The organism is Parasaccharibacter sp. TMW2.1890 (genome assembly GCF_023337645.1).
GTDB classification, from domain to species: Bacteria; Pseudomonadota; Alphaproteobacteria; order Acetobacterales; family Acetobacteraceae; genus Bombella; species Bombella apis.
This window is the reverse complement of the sequence record NZ_NWUV01000001.1, coordinates 409,494-426,853: the sequence shown is the minus strand read 5'-3', so window position 1 is coordinate 426,853 and position 17,360 is coordinate 409,494. Positions and strand designations below refer to the sequence as shown.

General features: G+C 60.8%; 15 protein-coding genes. 6 read left to right on the top strand and 9 right to left on the bottom strand.

Features of this window, described 5'->3' with window-relative positions; all coding sequences use genetic code 11:
• Positions 1–11 precede the first annotated feature (11 nt).
• The 4 genes from thrC (at position 12) to CPA54_RS01870 (ending at position 5,172) form a co-directional block, all read left to right on the top strand.
• Entirely contained in the window at positions 12–1,409 is a 1,398-nt protein-coding gene (gene thrC, locus CPA54_RS01885; protein WP_043560577.1) for a threonine synthase, read from the top strand.
• Positions 1,410–1,572: 163 nt separating this feature from the next.
• Positions 1,573–2,841 carry a pitrilysin family protein gene (locus CPA54_RS01880; protein WP_086431190.1) on the top strand — a complete coding sequence of 423 codons (1,269 nt, stop codon included), beginning with the start codon at positions 1,573–1,575 and terminating at the stop codon, positions 2,839–2,841.
• Complete coding sequence (locus CPA54_RS01875) at positions 2,838–4,187, top strand: TldD/PmbA family protein (protein WP_086431092.1); 1,350 nt, start codon at positions 2,838–2,840, stop codon at positions 4,185–4,187. Before CPA54_RS01880 ends, CPA54_RS01875 begins: the two co-directional genes overlap by 4 nt.
• Before the next feature lie 7 nt (positions 4,188–4,194).
• On the top strand, positions 4,195–5,172 hold the full coding sequence (locus CPA54_RS01870; RefSeq protein WP_043560579.1) for a TIM44-like domain-containing protein: 978 nt from the start codon (positions 4,195–4,197) through the stop codon (positions 5,170–5,172).
• A 235-nt stretch (positions 5,173–5,407) separates the two neighbouring features.
• Here CPA54_RS01870 and CPA54_RS01865 read toward each other — a convergent pair whose 3' ends face one another.
• The 3 genes from CPA54_RS01865 to CPA54_RS01855 all read right to left on the bottom strand — a co-directional run bounded on the left by CPA54_RS01865 (position 5,408) and on the right by CPA54_RS01855 (position 8,350).
• Positions 5,408–6,373: a heme o synthase gene (locus CPA54_RS01865; protein WP_103765434.1), complete on the bottom strand. Its 966-nt coding sequence runs from the start codon at positions 6,371–6,373 to the stop codon at positions 5,408–5,410.
• Between the two features lie 11 nt (positions 6,374–6,384).
• The gene (locus CPA54_RS01860; RefSeq protein ID WP_249085433.1) at positions 6,385–7,524 is read right to left on the bottom strand and encodes a hypothetical protein; all 1,140 of its coding nucleotides are present in this window, start codon (positions 7,522–7,524) and stop codon (positions 6,385–6,387) included.
• 169 nt (positions 7,525–7,693) lie between these two features.
• Positions 7,694–8,350: a class I SAM-dependent methyltransferase gene (locus tag CPA54_RS01855; protein ID WP_103765432.1), complete on the bottom strand. Its 657-nt coding sequence runs from the start codon at positions 8,348–8,350 to the stop codon at positions 7,694–7,696.
• A 184-nt stretch (positions 8,351–8,534) separates the two neighbouring features.
• On the opposite strand from CPA54_RS01855, the gene CPA54_RS01850 reads away from it, so the two are divergent.
• Entirely contained in the window at positions 8,535–8,837 is a 303-nt protein-coding gene (locus CPA54_RS01850) for a hypothetical protein (RefSeq protein WP_154981581.1), read from the top strand.
• 40 nt (positions 8,838–8,877) lie between these two features.
• Here CPA54_RS01850 and gshB read toward each other — a convergent pair whose 3' ends face one another.
• From gshB to uvrB, 4 genes are read right to left on the bottom strand one after another with little or no spacing between them, the layout of a single operon-like run.
• Positions 8,878–9,864 carry a glutathione synthase gene (gene gshB / locus CPA54_RS01845; protein ID WP_081563030.1) on the bottom strand — a complete coding sequence of 329 codons (987 nt, stop codon included), beginning with the start codon at positions 9,862–9,864 and terminating at the stop codon, positions 8,878–8,880.
• A 59-nt stretch (positions 9,865–9,923) separates the two neighbouring features.
• Complete coding sequence (gene greB, locus CPA54_RS01840) at positions 9,924–10,424, bottom strand: transcription elongation factor GreB (protein ID WP_043560592.1); 501 nt, start codon at positions 10,422–10,424, stop codon at positions 9,924–9,926.
• Between the two features lie 6 nt (positions 10,425–10,430).
• Complete coding sequence (locus tag CPA54_RS01835; RefSeq protein ID WP_081563029.1) at positions 10,431–11,339, bottom strand: aldose 1-epimerase; 909 nt, start codon at positions 11,337–11,339, stop codon at positions 10,431–10,433.
• A gap of 2 nt (positions 11,340–11,341) precedes the next feature.
• Positions 11,342–13,459, bottom strand: a complete 2,118-nt coding sequence (gene uvrB / locus CPA54_RS01830) for an excinuclease ABC subunit UvrB (protein WP_249085432.1) — start codon at positions 13,457–13,459, stop codon at positions 11,342–11,344.
• 182 nt (positions 13,460–13,641) lie between these two features.
• Here uvrB and CPA54_RS01825 point away from each other — a divergent pair, with 182 nt between their 5' ends.
• Positions 13,642–13,998 (top strand): hypothetical protein, encoded by a 357-nt coding sequence (locus CPA54_RS01825; protein ID WP_086431097.1) that lies wholly within the window; start codon positions 13,642–13,644, stop codon positions 13,996–13,998.
• Positions 13,999–14,061: 63 nt separating this feature from the next.
• Here the strand turns inward: CPA54_RS01825 and CPA54_RS01820 are convergent, their stop codons facing one another.
• A complete protein-coding gene (locus CPA54_RS01820) occupies positions 14,062–15,420 on the bottom strand; it encodes an AarF/ABC1/UbiB kinase family protein (protein WP_043560600.1) in 1,359 nt (452 codons plus the stop codon).
• 72 nt (positions 15,421–15,492) lie between these two features.
• The gene (locus CPA54_RS01815) at positions 15,493–17,352 is read right to left on the bottom strand and encodes a M3 family oligoendopeptidase (protein ID WP_081563026.1); all 1,860 of its coding nucleotides are present in this window, start codon (positions 17,350–17,352) and stop codon (positions 15,493–15,495) included.
• Positions 17,353–17,360: the final 8 nt, after the last annotated feature.

Genomic DNA, 17,360 nt, shown 5'->3' with positions numbered 1-17,360 from the left:
ATAGTGGGGGCATGCGTTATCGATCTACCCGCGGCACACTGGATGCCGCTGCCCCCGACTTTTCCGATATTCTGCTCAGCGGTCTGGCTGGTGATGGCGGGCTCTACATGCCCGATCACTGGCCGCATATCCCCCGCGAGACCCTGACAGGCTGGCGCACCCTCTCCTATGCCGACCTTGCGGCAGAGGTCATCGGCCTGTTCACCGAGGGCAGCATAGACCGTGACACACTCCGTACCATGGCGCACGACGTCTACGGACAATTCGACCATGCCGCCGTAGCACCGCTGGTGGAAGTGGAGGATGGTCTCTTTTCGCTGGAGCTGTTCCACGGCCCGACGCTCGCCTTCAAGGACATGGCCATGCAGATGCTTGGCCGCCTCTTCGAACATGTACTGAAACAGCGCAACCACCATGTGACCATTGTCGGTGCCACATCGGGCGATACAGGATCCGCCGCCATCGAGGCCTTCCGTGGCCGGGAACATGTGTCCATCGTCATTCTCCATCCCCATGGCCGGACGTCGGAAGTCCAGCGCCGCCAGATGACCACAGTGCTGGAGGACAACGTCCTCAACATCGCCGTGGAAGGCGACTTTGATGACTGTCAGGACATGGTCAAAGCCATGTTCGCCGATGAATCCTTCCGTACGGACTGCGCCCTCTCCGCCGTCAACTCCATCAACTGGGCCCGCATTGCAGCCCAGATTCCCTATTATGTCCGCTCCGCCCTCGCTCTTGGTGGGCCGGACCGCCCGGTTTCCTTCGCCGTGCCAACCGGCAACTTCGGCAACATCCTGGCCGCCTGGGTGGCCAGCCAGATGGGGCTGCCTGTCGATCATCTCTGTGTCGGCTCCAACCGGAACGACATCCTGACCCGCTTCCTTCTGAACAACGACATGACGAAGCGGCAGGTGGAGCCGAGCCTCTCCCCCTCCATGGACATTCAGGTTTCGTCCAACTTCGAGCGTCTGCTGTTCGAGATGCTGGGCCGTGATCCCAACCGCTGCCGTGCCATCATGGAAGAATTCCGGCAGACGGGCTGCATGGCCGTGCCACATGACGCCTGGGAGCAGATCCGGGAAACTTTCCACGGCGTTGCCCTGAGTGACGAGCAGACGACCGCCACGATGAAGGCACTTTACGCTGAAAGCCATTATCTAGCAGACCCTCACTCCGCCATCGGCTTGGCAGCGGGGCGGCGCTTCCGCGAAGCGGGCGTGCCGATGGTGGCCGCCGCCACGGCCCACCCGGCCAAGTTCCCCGATGCCGTAAAGAAAGCAACCGGCATCCATCCGGAGTTGCCGCCGCATCTGGCAGACCTCTTCTCCCGCAAGGAACGTTATGAGGTTCTTCCCAACGACCTCGAAAAGGTCAAAGCGGCTGTCCGGGCGCATCGCGGACGCTGAGTCCTGCGCTGGCTGCTACACATGGGCAAAAGGGGATGGCCCTGTCAGGCTGTCCCCTTTTCCGTCTGCCCCGTGAAAAACGGGGGGACTGGAAAAAGACTCCCGGCACCCCATATTGCAAACACTTTCCGCTTCTTCTCACATCATGGACACGCAGAACTGCATGAGCGAACAGATCAGACGTACGACTCTTGAAAATGGCCTCAACATCGTGACGGAACGGATGGAGCGTGTCGAAACCGTCTCGTTCGGAGCCTATGTGGCTGCTGGCACCCGCCATGAAAGCGAAGCCACCAATGGAGCAGCCCATTTTCTCGAGCATATGGCCTTCAAAGGAACAGGGCGTCGTTCTGCCATCCGCATTGCCGAGGAAATCGAAAATGTGGGCGGTTATCTCAACGCCTACACGGCCAGGGAGAATACAGCCTATTACGTCAAGCTGCTGAAGGATGATCTGCCCCTTGGCGTGGACCTCATCGGCGACATCCTCACCCACAGCACCTTTCTGCCGGAAGAAGTGGAGCGGGAACGTGGTGTCATCCTTCAGGAAATCGGTCAGGCGAATGATACGCCTGATGACATCGTCTTTGACCATTTCCAGGAATGTGCCTACCCCGATCAGCCCATGGGCCGCCCCATCCTTGGCACGGAAGATGGCATCGCCAGCATGAGCCGGGAGACGCTCATGGCCTACATGCATGAGCATTACAGCACGCAGAACATGGTCATCGCCGCAGCGGGCAATCTCCACCATGATGAGGTTGTCGACCTCGTCCGTACCCATTTTGCCGACCTGCCCACGCACACGCCACCACAGGCCGTACCGGGCCGGTATGTCGGCGGGATGAAGCAGACGGACCGCAAGCTGGACCAGGTCCACCTCCTGCTGGGTTTCCCCGCCCCCGGCTATCGGGAAAAAGGCTATTACAGTGCCATGATCCTCTCCACCCTGCTGGGAGGTGGCATGTCGTCCCGTCTGTTCCAGGAAATCCGGGAGCGGCGCGGGCTCGTCTACAGCGTCTACACCTTTGCCAGCCCCTTTGCGGACAGCGGCATGTTCGGCCTCTATGCCGGGACCGGGCCAGACAAGACGGACGAACTGATTCCTGCCGCCCTGACTGAGCTCAGCACCCTCCAGAAGGGAATCAGCAAGGAAGAACTGGACCGTGCCCGCACGCAGCTCAAGGCCTCGCTGCTCATGTCGCTGGAGAGCACAGGCAGCCGCTGTGCCCAGATCGCCCGCCAGATTCAGGTCCATGACCGCATCATTTCCACCAGCGACATGATCCGCAAGATTGATGCCGTAACGGAAGAGGACGTCCTGGCCATGGCCCGGACCATCTTCAACGGGGCTCCGACGCTGACCACCATGGGACCAGCCCGCAACATCCCCGGGCCAGATGCCATCCACGCCGCACTGAAATCCGCATGACCGATCTGCTCCCCCATCTTGAGGCCGCCCTGAAGTTTGCCCGCCAGCACGGTGCCGACCATGCCGATGCGGTCATGCTCCGTGGCCGGAGCCGCTCCGCCATGATCCGGCAGGGTCAGGCGGAAGGCCTCCGCCATGCGGAGAGCCTGTCCCTCGGGCTGCGTGTCTTCCATCAGGGCCGTGTGGCCACGGTCTCCGGCAATGACGTAACGCCGGAAGCCCTCTCACAGCTTGCAGAACGGGCCTGTGCCATGGCCAGGGTCGTTCCTCCATCCCCTGATGACGGTCTGGCAGACGAACCGCTCATGCCTGTTCCTGCCAGCACGATTGCAAAGCTCGACCTGCTCGACCCCTCTGGCACGCCGGATACGCCGGCCCTGCTGGACAGAGCCCGTGAGATGGAAGACGCAGCCCTCTCACATGCAGGCATCACCAACAGCAGTGGTGCCTCAACCAGCACGACCCTTCAGGACATCGCCCTGGCCACCAGTGCCGGCTTTGCCGGCCAGTATCAGCGCAGCGGCCACAGCTGTGGCGTCAGCGTCCTGGCGGGAACAGGAACAGGGATGCAACGGGATTATGCCCTGCACAGTGCCGTGCATCAGGCCGACCTAGAAAATCCTGCCCGGCTGGGCCATGAGGCGGCCCGCCGTGCCCTTGCCCGGCTGAACCCTACCCGCCCCAGAACGGGCCTCTATCCGGTCCTGTTCGACCCCCGCGTGTCCGGCTCCCTGCTGGGGCATCTCGCTGGGGCGATCAATGGATCCGCCATCGTGCAGGGGACTTCCTTCCTCAAGGACAGGCTGAATGAAGCGGTATTTGGGTCTGGCGTCACCATCACCGATGACCCGACCCTGCCCCGTCTTGCCGGTTCCCGCCCCTTTGATGGTGAGGGCACGGCCTGCCTGCCGCTGGACCTTGTAAAAGACGGGCAGCTTCGCCACTGGCTGCTGGACAGCCGCTGTGCCCGCAGGCTGGGTCTGCCCGCCAGCAATGGCCGGGCCAACCGGACCAGCGGGGGCAATGTCCACCCCGGTCCGTCCAACCTGTTCCTTCATGCGGGCACCCACTCCCCTGAAGAACTGAGACGTGATATCAGGGAGGGTGTGCTCATCACCGAACTGATGGGCAACGCCATCAACATGCTGACAGGCGATTACAGCCGGGGCGGTTCAGGCTTCATGATCCGCAATGGCGAGATTGCCGAGCCTGTATCAGGCATCACGGTGGCAGGTAATCTGCTTGACATGTTTGCGCGGCTCATCCCCGCCAATGACCTCAACCTGATGACGGGCCATCACGCCCCAACCATCCGTATTGACCAGATGAGTCTTGCTGGAGACTGACCAGATTATGCGTATTCGTCTTTTCCCCCTCGCAGCGGCAGCCCTGTGCCTGCCACTCTTTGCCCTTGCTCCGGCTGCCGATGCCAGAGCTGGCATGGGGTCTTCCCTGGGCAGCCGGGGCTCCCGCACCTATAGCCCCCCGCCCCGCACCAGCCTCACCCCCAACTGGACCCGGCCCATGGACCGCAGCATGACGCCCCGCACGCCGTCCTATGCCTCTCCGGCACCGGAGAGCGGCTTCAGTCGGCCAAACTTCGGCAACAGCATGCGACCACCCTTTGCCATGCGGCACCCCTTTCTGACCGGGCTGGCTGGTGGCTTCCTTGGGGCCGGGCTGTTCGGAATGCTGAGCGGGCATGGCTTCTTCAGCGGTTTCAGCGGGGGCGGCGGGTCCTTCTTCGGCTTCCTCATTCAGGTGCTGGTCGTTGCCTTCATCATCAATTTCCTCATCAAACTCTGGCGGAAACGGTCTTCCAACAACACCATGTCCAGCAATGCAGGTGGCTCTGGCCTGTTTGGTGCAGCCGGTGGCGCTTCCTCCCCCTTCACCAGCCAGCCGCAGCAGGCTCCTTCGCAGGGCGTGACCCTGACGCCTGATGATTACAGCACCTTCCAGCAGTTGCTGATAAACGTACAGGCTGCCTGGAGCGCACAGGACATGATGTCCCTCCAGCGCATGGCGACGCCTGAAATGGTCAGTTACTTCAACAACCAGCTTTCCGAGCTGACAAGCCGTGGTGCCCGCAACATCGTCTCTGATATCCAGTTCCTGCGGGGTGACCTTGCCGAAGCCTGGCGGGAAGGCACAATCACCTACGCCACCGTGGCCCTGCAATATTCCGCCATTGATGTCACGACCGACAGCATGGGCAATGTTCTGGACGGCAGCAAAACCGAACGCCAGACCATCACGGAACTCTGGACCTTCCTCCGTGCCGATGGCCGGGGCAACTGGATCCTCTCCGCCATCCAGCAGGCCGGGTGACCACTCCCCTGGGCGAGAGGCAGCCACCCTGCCTCTCAGCCGCCCTCACCTGAATGAAAAAACCCCGCTTGCCTGAACCTTTCATGGACAGGCAGGCGGGGTTTTTCTTTCCCATCTACGAGAAGACGTCACAGTCGGTACAAAGCCACCACGAACAGGGCCAGCGTGAAAAAGGAAAGCCCGAGAACAATGCCGAAGAGACGGCCCTGGCGACGGGAAGGAGTGTTATGATCGCTCATGCCAGAAGAACCCTGTCAATCAGAAGGCCACAGAAGAGGAAGAACAGATAGGCCAGTGAATAGCGAAACGCATGACGGGCCGGTTTATCTTTCGTCAGGCTGTTTCCCTTCTCATCCTGTCTGTCGAACAGGACCCGCAGGCCGTAATAGATGAAACCGAGGTCCAGCAGGCTGGCACAGACCGTGTAGAACCAGCCACACTGCCCGACCACGCTCGGCACAAGAGACACGGCCCCCAGAATGAAAGTGTAGATGACGATCTGCCAGCGTGTATGGCGTGCGCCCTTCACGACTGGCAGCATGGGGATGCCCGCACTCTCGTAATCCTTGCACGCATAAAGGGAGAGCGACCAGAAATGCGGAGGCGTCCACAGAAAGACGATGGCGAACATCACCACCGGCAGCACGTCCAGCGATCCCATCGTCGCTGCCCAACCGATCATGGGGGGGAAAGCTCCGGCTGCGCCGCCAATCACGATGTTCTGCGGCGTGCTGCGCTTGAGCCACATGGTGTAGATCACACCATAAAAAAAGATGGAAAAAGCCAGAATCCCTGCCGCCAGCAGGTTGGTCGCCAACCAGAGCAGCACAACGGAGGCTACCGACAGCACAACCGCATAAACCAACGCACTCGTTGGTTCGACCCGCCCTCCGGGAACAGGACGAACGCGGGTCCGCTTCATGATCGCATCAATGTCACGATCATACCACATGTTGATGGCACCCGCCGCACCGGCCCCGATGCAGATGCAGGCAATGATGACCAGCCCGACAGGTACGGACGGCCATTTCGGCGCTACGGCCATGCCCGCCAACCCGGTGAAGACCACAAGTGAAATCACTCGTGGTTTGAGCAGCGCCACCCAATCTTGCAGAGCCGTATCACCAGCATGTCCCTCGACACGCAGCGCCCCCAGAAAACGGGCCAGTGGAGAGGCCGAAAGACCGGATGATGCCTGCATGGAAAAACACCTTACTCTTCAGGAAAAAGCCCCATTGTCCCCTGGGTCCGCTCTACCAGCAGGCCATACCAGACCATTCCGGCAGACAGGGCGAACATGAGCAGGCTGCAGCCCATCAACAGCACGGCAGGCACGATCAGCTGCGGCAGAATGGAACAGAGCGCCCCGACAAACGTGATGAAAGCATGAATCATGCCAAAAATGGAAAAAGATCGCCCCCACCGTGCCAGTCTGGCCCCGCACCAGCCATAGAAAGCTGCACTGAGAGCAAGAAGGCTGCCGAACATCACAAGCTGATGCCCTGCCGCCCCCAGAACGAAGGCCCCCGGCGGCACCCCCTGTATGCCCCAGACTGGTTCGGTCAGCATGGCGGCCCAGCCAGCAAGCAGCAATACAAGCCCACCGGAAGCCCAGGCCGCCACTGGCCCCGATGGCAGGGCAGTACGCCATATATCCCTGGCAAAGGCTACGAGAAGAACCAGACAGGGAACCCCTAGCCCGATGCTTAATCCAGCGCTGTAAACCGATGACGGAAGCCCGCCGAAGAGATGGTCAGCCCAGAGCAGAACAGGCACCACACCCATGACGCCAAACGCATGGGGAGCACAGCGGGGTACCCACCCCTGCTCCTTCTGCCCGGGCAGAAGAGCAGCCATGATGATGCCAAGCGAAGGCACGCTCAGCAGGGTCATTTCCACACTGCCACGCAGAACCGTCAGAAGGGCTTCCGGCCCGGCACCAGCCAGACCACTCCGCAGCAGAAAAGCCAGCAGAACGGGAGCGATGATGAGCACAGACAGAGCATTGGCCAGAAACGCCCAGACCAGCGGCGGACAATCACGGAAGGGGATGGACCGCATCTCCAGAACCGTGGCCAGCACATTGAAAGCCAGCGCCAGCACGCCAATGCTCCAGAGAGCCAGCCCGACAAACGGCATGACCGGCAGCAGAAAGGCACCTACAGCCAGCACGCCAAAACCGGTACGGACCGCAAACGGCAGAGCCATGCCCTCGCCTTTCAGCAGGTCCGGCAGGAACCAGCGGGCCATCCCGCCCAGAAAAGCCGGGCATACAACATAAAATGTCATCAGCACGGCATGGGACACAACGACACCAGAAGACGGATGCACATGCAGGAAAGGCAACCCCATGGCGCCCCCCAACATGCCAGCAAACAACGCCAGCAGAAAAAACGCCCCACCGCTTCTCCCATGACGGGATGAAGATACTGTCTGAAATAACGGCCTTGAAGTCACTCTATTCCGCCAGCCTGTTGCCACCATGAAACATCTGCCTTTCTCGGAGGCAGATGGATTTCCCCTACTTAGTCTTCTCAGGCGGCAATGTCACGAGGGTGAACAGACCCGCCGGAGGGACGGGCACGATGGTCGCCCGGGCCATATCCTCCGGTGGAAGCAGGGATTCAATGGCAAAATCAGGATGCCAGCCCAGCGCACGGGAGGCCCGGGCCATGACCTTCTCCACCTTCAGCCGAAGGCCCCCACGGGCAAGGAAATGGTTGACAAAAAGGATGTGTCCCCCCGGTTTCACCACCCTCTTCAACTCTGCCAGAAGCAGGTCCGGATGAGGCACGACAGAGGCCACGAACATGCCGACGGCGATATCAAAGCTGTTATCGGCAAAGGTGGTATGTTCGGCGTCCATCACCATAAGTTCATCAACATTACGGAGACCTTCCCTCTTCACACGCTCCCGGGCAAGGGCCAGCATGTCTTCCGAGAGGTCGATTCCTGTAATGCGTTTGTCGGACCTGTAGGAAGGAAGGGCCAGCCCGGTTCCAACTCCCACCTCCAGCACACGCGTGCCCGGAAGCGCATTGACAGCCGCCACGGCCCGCCGTCGCCCGAAAGCGGATACACCGCCAAAAACCTTGTCGTACATGCGGGCCCAACGGCGATAGGCATCACGTACGCTGTCAGCATCGAGGGAAGAACGGGGTTTAAGGGAAGACACCATGAAAATGCAGCCTCAACTGTCTGCCCCCAACAAAGCGGGGAGCATTATCGCTACTGATACCGATCAGTCCGCCCCTTTCTTGCCCCCCAACGCCCTTGGCTGACAAGGTATTCTGACGATATTATGCGAAAAAATTTGGTCTACCTGTCCAGAACAGAACCAGAACTCATGACTGGATCACACGATGAAGCATCTCGATCTCATATTGGCCCTTCTCTGCCTGTTTTTCTGGGTAGCCCTTTATGTCGTCTATTACCATGAAAGACTGTTTCCATGGCTCATCAACAGGTTCAGCCGGGACAGACCATCCAGGGACCTGAAGGTGGAAAATGGATATTTCTCTGATGGCGTACCCATTCCATTCCGGGACAATCTCTATCCTTCCGACCCTGAAAAAGATGCCAGGACAGAGGACGGCTCCACATCACCGGAAGAGCCTCCCCACGAGACCGTAACACGGGAAACGGACCAGACACCAAACAGGTGAAAGGCCTGACCATAGGGCCAGGCCGCTTCCATGTTTCCTTTCAGGAAAGACGGGCCTCGATGCAGTCCCAGATCATCCCGGCACTGTTGATGCCATCAAAACGGTCCAGTTCCTGTAGGCCCGTCGGGGAGGTGACGTTGATCTCCGTCAGCCAGTTCCCGATCACGTCAATCCCCGTGAAAATGAGGCCATGTTCCTTCAGGTACGGGCCGATGGTCCGGCAGATTTCCCTGTCACGGTCCGTCAGTTCCACACGCTCGGCACGGCCGCCGACATGCATGTTGGACCGGGCATCACCCTGCGCAGGAACACGGTTGATTGCCCCGATCGGCTCGCCATCCACAAGGATGATGCGCTTGTCCCCCAGCCGCACGGCAGGCTCATAACGCTGCACCATCAGCGGTTCACGGGAGCGGGAGAAGTGCATCTCCAGCAGGGAGGAGAAATTCTCGTCATCCTCCTTCACCCGGAAGATGCCCGCTCCACCATTGCCATAAAGCGGCTTCAGGATGATGTCCCTGTGCTTCTGCCGGAAAGCGGCAATCGCCTCCCGGTCCCACGTCACCAGCGTTGGCGGCATGAGCTGAGGGAAATGCGTGACCAGCAGCTTCTCCGGTGCATTGCGTACGGATACCGGATCATTCACCACGAGGGCCTGCCCCTCGCCCGTGCCATGAACATGCTCCAGCATGTGGGTGGCCGTGATGTAGCCCATGTCGAAAGGCGGGTCCTGCCGCATGAGCACGACATCACATGAGCCGATGTCCAGAACCTCCTCCGGGCCAAAGGCAGCATGATCGCCTTTCTTCCGCTGTACGGTCACCCTGCGGCTCCGGGCCTGAAGACGGCCTGCCGTGCCCTTTCCTTCCAGCAGGGACAGGGTGGTGGGGTGATAGACATGCAGCTCGTGCCCACGACGCTGGGCTTCCAGCATCAGGGCAAAGGTGGAATCACCATCGATGTTGATGTCTTCCAGCGGGTCCATCTGCACGGCAACACGCCGCCGGGAGGAAGAGGACTGGACCATAAGAATAACTCCGCAAAAGCAGTTCAGGACCGAACGGTTTCTTTCAGGCCCCCACCATATCAGGCCGGGTCTGGATAAGCGATGGACAGCACTTCCACAAGGACAGGGCCGGATGGTGTCTGCATGGTGACCTCGTCATGCACGGCCGCTTTCATGAGAGCACGGGCCACCGGAGCCTGCAGGCTGACCTCCCCATGCTCCAGCCGGGACTCATCCACGCCAAGAATCGTCACGGTATAATGACGGTCCTCCTCATCCGCATAGCAGACGGTGGCGCCGAAGAAGACACGGTTCCGGTTGGTCTGGGCTGCCGGGTCCACAATCACGGCCTGATCCAGCCGTTTCGTCAGGAACCGGATGCGCCGGTCGATCTCCCGCAGGCGGCGTTTGCCATACTGGTAGTCCGCATTCTCCGAACGGTCGCCATTACTCGCCGCCCATGAGACGACCTCCACGACCTGCGGCCGCTCCTTCTGGGTCAGCTCTTTCAGCTCCGCCCGCATCCGGGCCGCACCCTGTGGGGAAAGATAACGGTGCAGGGCAATCTTCTCGGCGGCCATGCGGCGTCAGCCTTCCGCCGGACGACGTGAGACATCAGCACGGAAGCGGATCATGCCACCAAGGCTCTGCCCCGGTGCCAGCACATGCACACCACGCCCGGCGATCTCCGGCCTGTTGAGGGCATCCGTCATGCTCGTGACCGGCTCGATGGCCACATAGCCCTCCTCCGGCTGGGAGAAGACCACCAGATGCGAGAAAATCCGGTCCGCTTCCACCGTCAGGTCTGGCAGACCCCCGGGCTGCTCCAGCCGGGCCTGACCGGCAAACCCGGCAAACCCGTTATCCAGCTTCAGCTCCTCAAGGGCCTGCCCTGTCGAAAAATCCCACTCACCTTCGCAGGATTTTTTTTCGGTCGGCAGGCCGTGACCGTCCGTCAGCCAGACCGAGTCCGCTGCGAATTTCAGGCGGGATTTAGCCTCCGAATGGAAGAAAGGATGGAACCCCAGACCGACCGGCTGATCGACCGTATCGCTGTTCCGGATCACGATGGAGACATGCAGCCCGTCCGCCCGCAGCTCGTAGGACATGACGGCCCGATAGGCATAGGGCCATTCCCCCCGACCGGCTTCATCATCAGAAGGCGTGTGATCGAAAGTCAGGATGGCGTGACTGTCCGTTCTGTGCGCCACCTGCCATTCATGCTCCCAGCCATTGCCATGGATGGGATGCGGGCAGCCCTCCATGTTGGGGACAAGCCTGTGCTCCTCTCCCCCGAAGGCAAAATGGCCGTCTGCAATCCTGTTGACATAGGGCAGCAGAGGATAGGCCCCCACGGCCACGCCCTTCTGGTTCCGCAGGGCCGGATTGGCGACCGGACGGAGCATCTCATGCCCCTGCACCTGCCACTGGCCAAGGGCAGCCCCCGTCTCCGGCAGGATGGTCAGGCTCTGCCCGTCTCTCTTGAGTTCCAGCATGGTCAGTCCTTCTTTTTCCGTCTGGTCGTCTTGCGTTGTCTGGCCTGCGAAGCTGCCGGGGCCGGAGCAATGAGGCCAATGTCACTGGCCTCCCGCCGGTGAATCTCGTCCCGCAGGGCGGCGGCCTGTTCAAAGTCCAGCTCAGCTGCTGCTTCACGCATTTTCTTGCGCAGATCGTCAATGGTGAGCTGTGGATCAGACTCCGGCGGAGCTTCCTTGCCCGCCAGCTCTTCCTGAAAGAGCGTGTCGCTGATGCGGCTGCGGACCGTCTGCGGCGTGATGCCGTGCGCCTCGTTCCAGGCCATCTGCTTTTCCCGGCGGCGGGCCGTTTCCTCGATGGCGTAACGCAGGCTGTCCGTCTCCTTGTCCGCATAGAGCAGGACACGGCCATTCACGTTACGGGCCGCACGGCCAATCGTCTGCACAAGAGAGGTGCGGGACCGCAGGAAGCCTTCCTTGTCCGCATCGAGAATCGCCACAAGGGCACATTCGGGAATATCCAGCCCTTCCCGCAGCAGGTTGATGCCCACAAGAACATCAAAGGCCCCCAGCCGCAGGTCCCGGATGATCTCCATGCGCTCCAGCGTATCAATGTCGGAATGGAGATACCGCACCTTCACGCCATGTTCGGAAAGATATTCCGTCAGGTCCTCAGCCATGCGCTTGGTCAGGGTCGTGACGAGGACACGGCCATTCTCGGCAATGGTTGCCCTGGCCTCATGCAGCAGGTCGTCCACCTGCCCTTCCACGGGTCGGATGATGGTGATGGGGTCTGTCAGGCCGGTCGGACGGATGATCTGCTCGGCAAACACGCCTTCCGTCTGTTCCATCTCCCACGGCCCCGGCGTGGCGGACACGAAGATGCTCTGCGGCCGGAAGGCATCCCACTCCGAAAAAGACAGGGGCCGGTTATCCAGACAGGAGGGAAGACGGAACCCGAAATCTGCCAGCGTTTCCTTGCGGGCACGGTCCCCCCGTTCCATCCCGCCAATCTGGGGCACACCGACATGGCTTTCATCCACGATCAGCAGGGCATCTTCCGGCAGATATTCAAAGAGGGTTGGCGGCGGATCACCGGGACGGCGACCTGAAAGATAGCGGGAATAGTTCTCAATTCCCTTGCAGACGCCTGTCGTTTCCAGCATTTCCAGATCAAAATTGGTCCGTTGAAGGATGCGTTCTTCCTCCAGCGGCTTTCCCTTGTCCCTGAAATACTGGATGCGGTCCTGCAGTTCATCCTTGATGCTGACCATCGCCTGATTGAGCGTTGGGCGGGGCGTCACATAATGGGAGCTGGCATAGAGGCTGACCTCTTCCAGATCAGCCGTCTTCTCCCCCGTCAGCGGGTCGAATTCGGTGATGCTTTCCACCTCATCCCCGAAGAGCATGACACGCCACGCCCTGTCCTCGTTCTGGATGGGGAAAATGTCCACCTGCTCCCCCCGCACCCGGAATGACCCACGCTCGAAGGCCAGATCATTCCGCTGGTATTGCAGCTCCACCAGATGGCGGATCAGGTCGTCCCGATCGATGATCTCCCCCGGCACGAGGCGGATTTTCATGCGGGCATAGGATTCGGGCGAGCCGATACCATAAATGCAGGACACGGAGGCCACGATGATGACATCGTTCCTTTCCAGCAGGGCCTGCGTGGCAGCATGGCGCATCCGGTCGATGCGCTCATTGCGCTGGCTGTCCTTCTCGATGAAGGTATCCGAGCGGGGCACATAGGCTTCCGGCTGATAGTAATCATAGTAGGAAACGAAATATTCCACCGCATTGTCGGGGAAGAACTGTTTCATCTCACTATAGAGCTGGGCCGCCAGTGTCTTGTTGGGAGCCATGATGAGCGTGGGCCGCTGCGCCGCCTCGATCACCTTGGCCATGGTGAAGGTCTTGCCCGACCCCGTCACGCCCATCAGCACCTGATCCCGCTCCCCGGCCTGCAACCCGTCCAGCAGGGCGGCAATCGCCTGCGGCTGGTCCCCGGAGGGTTCGTAATCCGATTTGACGACAAACCGGTTGGTCTTCGGTTTGGCGGGCTGTTTTTCAGGGAAAAAATCCGTCTGACGGGGCGCGACCGGTTTTTTCTTTCTGCGGGACGACGAAGAAACTGCCATGGCCCCTAGATGGGAGCATGTTCCTGCCACCACAAGATGCCTCTGACGGAATAAATGGAGCCACCCGTTTCCGGCTGTTCATTCCTCATAAAAAGACTGGCAGTTTTTACAGGGTCGTTTACCATCACACCGCCTCTTCACTGCCCAATGAGGCTCCACTTCCACAAAAAGGTCAGAACCTTATGGATATCGAACAGATCGAGCAGAGCTACACGCAGTTCCGCAACACGGCGCAGCAGGCCTTCCAGCTGATTGACCGGCTGATCGGCCAGATGCAGGACGCCTCGCAGAATGGCGACACACAGGCCGGGGAATGGGCTGCGAGCCTCCAGCAGATTTCCTCCATCTTCCAGAATGGCCAGGGCCATGCCGGAGACCTCGTCGGCCAGCTGGCCGGTCTGGTGAGCCATCTCGGCGAGAAAAACGGGGGCGAAAGCTCCGGTGAGCAGAGCAGCGGCTTCGCCAGCTTCGGCAAGGCCCTCCAGCAGGACGTGATCCAGGAAATCGGCGGCAACCTGCTGAGCAAATTCTTCCGCTGACAGTTCCCTGCCCATCCTGACAGGCAAGGCCGGACCGGTATGCTCACCCGTCCGGCCTTGCCTTCATCTGGCGGGCTGGACCTGCGCCTTCCGCAGGGCATCCTTCTGCCGGGCCGCCAGAACATCCACATTGAAATCCTGCGTCAGCTCCATGAAGAGCCGGTGCCAGTTCACCCGTGCTCCCAGCCGCAGGAAGGCACTGCCCAGCCCGATGGCTGAGCGGTCCAGCATGACGAATTCCCGTGGCAGAGTGATGCCGCCCGTGCGCTTCAGCCCGTCATAGACATGCTCCAGCACCCGGCGGGCCTCCTGCGGGTTGTTGCTCTCTTCCACATTGCAGATTTCATCCGTCATGAGAGGACGATAGAAGAAGCGTGCCCACTCATTGAGCACGGCAGCCCGCTCCCGTGAAATGTCCCTGAAGCCCCAGTCATGATAGGCCTCGTAGGCCCGTTCCTCATCGCCATCCCGCAGGGCATCGAAGAGAGACAGGACACCACCGACAAACCGGGGCGAGAAAATGCGTACGGAACCGAAATCCAGCAGGTTCAGCCCACCATCCTGCCGCACGGTGAAATTGCCCATATGCGGGTCACCATGCACGACACCATAATGATAGACGGGCCTGTACCAAGCCTTGAACAGCGCAATTGCAATGGCGTTGCGCTCTTCCTGCGGGAGCTGTTCCTCCAGCACGGACTTCATGGAGCGGCCCCCCACCCAGTCCATCGTCAGCAGCCGTTCCGTGACCAGCCCGGGTACGGGAGCAGGCACGGTAACTTCCGGCACGTCCGCCAGCATGAGCCTGTAGAGCCGCAGGTGGCTGGCCTCCCGTGTGTAGTCCAGCTCTTCCCGCATCCGTTCGGCCAGTTCGGCATAGACCTCATCCTGCCGGATGGCATTGCCCACGAGGCTGAACACGCCCAGACCCCGCTTCAGCTGCCGGAGGTCCTGCTCCATGGCTCCCGCCATGCCGGGATATTGCAGCTTGCAGGCCACCTCCCGCCCGTCGGCCAGAGCCGCACGATGCACCTGCCCCAGTGACGCCGCCGCCACGGCCTCATGGCTGAAAGACCGGAAGCGGGATTCCCACCCCGCCCCCAGCTCGGCCCTCATCCGCCGCTGGACGAAGTTCCATCCCATTGGCGGCGCATTGGCCTGGAGATGGGCCAGCTCCTCGGCATAGTCATCAGGCAGGGCACCGGGAATGGTCGAGAGAAGCTGGGCAGCCTTCATCATCGGACCTTTCAGGTTGCCCAGAACGGCCCGCAGCTCCTCCGCATGGCTGGTCGTGTTGCTCCGCAGGCCCAGCTTGTGCCCGGCCATGCGGGCCGCAACACCCCCCACCATGCTGGAGGCCCGGAACATGCGCTGCATGTTATCGACAAAGCCCGTCCTGTCGATGTCACGTTCACGTGCCATGATCTCAACCCTTACCTGTTGCCCTGTCAGGCAGTGTGCCAGCCTGCATGGCGTGCAGGCCGGCTTTCATCCTCATGCAGCCGGTTCAGCCTCAAGCTGGTCGATCAGCCCGGAAATGACATCCAGACCACGGTTCCAGAAGGACGGATCACCGGCATTCAGCCCGAACGGTGCGAGCAGCTCCTGATGGCGCAACGTGCCACCGGCGGCAAGCATCTCCTTGTATTTTTCCGCAAAGCCTGCCGGGCTGTCCTGATACACGCCATAAAGCGCATTCACCAGACAGTCGCCAAAGGCATAGGCGTACACGTAGAAAGGCGAGTGGATGAAATGCGGAATGTATGACCAGTAGAGGTCATAATCCGGGGTGAAGCTGAAGGCCGGGCCAAGGCTGCGTGTCTGCACGTCCCGCCAGATTTCACCAAGACGCTCGGCAGGGATTTCGCCCCTGCGGCGTTCATCATGCACCTGCACCTCGAACTGGTAGAAGGCGATCTGCCGCACGACCGTGTTCAGCATGTCCTCCACCTTGGAGGCCAGCAGATGATGACGGCGTTTCGGATCACTCTCCGCATCCAGCAGGGACTGGAAGGTCAGCATCTCCCCGAAGACAGAGGCCGTCTCGGCCAGCGTCAGCGGCGTGTCGGAACGGAGATAGCCCTGCTTCTTCCCGGCCAGCATCTGATGGATGCCGTGCCCCATCTCATGGGCCAGCGTCATGACGTCACGAGGACGGCCATGATAGTTCATCAGCAGGTAAGGATGCACGGAGGGCACGACCGGATGGGCAAACGCCCCGGAAGACTTGCCCGGTACGGCTGCCGCATCGATCCACGGGCTGTTGAGGAACGTGCTGGCATGGCGGCCCATCTCCTCATCAAAATCCTGATAGGCACGCTGGACGATCGCCTTGCCCTCATCCCAGCTCAGCCGCCTGTCCTGCACATCGGGCAGCGGGGCATTGCGGTCCCAGTGTTCCAGCTTGTCCAGCCCCAGCCAGCGGGCCTTCATGCCGTAATAACGGTGGGAGAGACGGGAGAAGGACGACTGCACGGCATCCACCAGCGCATCCACCACCTCGTCTTCCACCATGTTCGCCCGGTTGCGACTGCTGACAGGCCGGGGGTAACCCCGCATGGTATCAATCGTGGCCTTGTCCTTGGCCAGCGTGTTGGTGATGCCCACCAGCAGCTTGTTGTTGGCTGCCAGCGTGGCACTGATGGCCCTAGCCGCCCCTTCCCGCTTTTTCCGGTCGCTGTCCGTCATGTAATTGAACACGTCGCCCAGCGGCTGCTCTTTCCCCTCGAAGGAGACCATCAGCCCGGCCATGGTCTCGTCAAACAGCCGCACCCACGCATTCCGGCCAGAGACGGCCATGTCCATCAGAACACGCTCAACCTCATCGGAAAGCTGATAGGGGCGGAAGACCCGCAGGTCCCGCAGATAAGGCTTCCATGAGGCCAGCTCCGCATTCTCGCTGAAGCCTTTCTCAAGGGCTGCATCATCCAGCCGGTTCAGCTCCAGCGGGAAGAACAGCAGGAAAGCTGAAATAGCGGTCAGACGCTCCCGCACGCTCTGGGCGAAACGGCCACAGGCAGGGTCGGTCGTGTGGGCTGCAAAGAGAAGCTGGGAATAGGAACCGATCTTCCCCAGCCCTTCCTCGATCACCTCATAACCCTGGAGGGCATGGGCCAGATCGGCCGGAGAGACCTTACCCAGCGTACCCTTCCAGCGGCTTTCAAATGTCCGGGCCTCATGGTCCAGCCGGACGAAATCCGATTCAATGGCCGGGTCCTCCGGGGAGGCATAGAGGTCGGAAAGGTCCCAGCGGGGGGCAGCCACGGGCGCAGCCGCCTCACCTTCCGGGGCGGAAACCTGCCTGCCTTCCGGCAGACGGGCAAAGGAGCGTGTCTTGAGAAATGATGTCATCATCCCTGCAG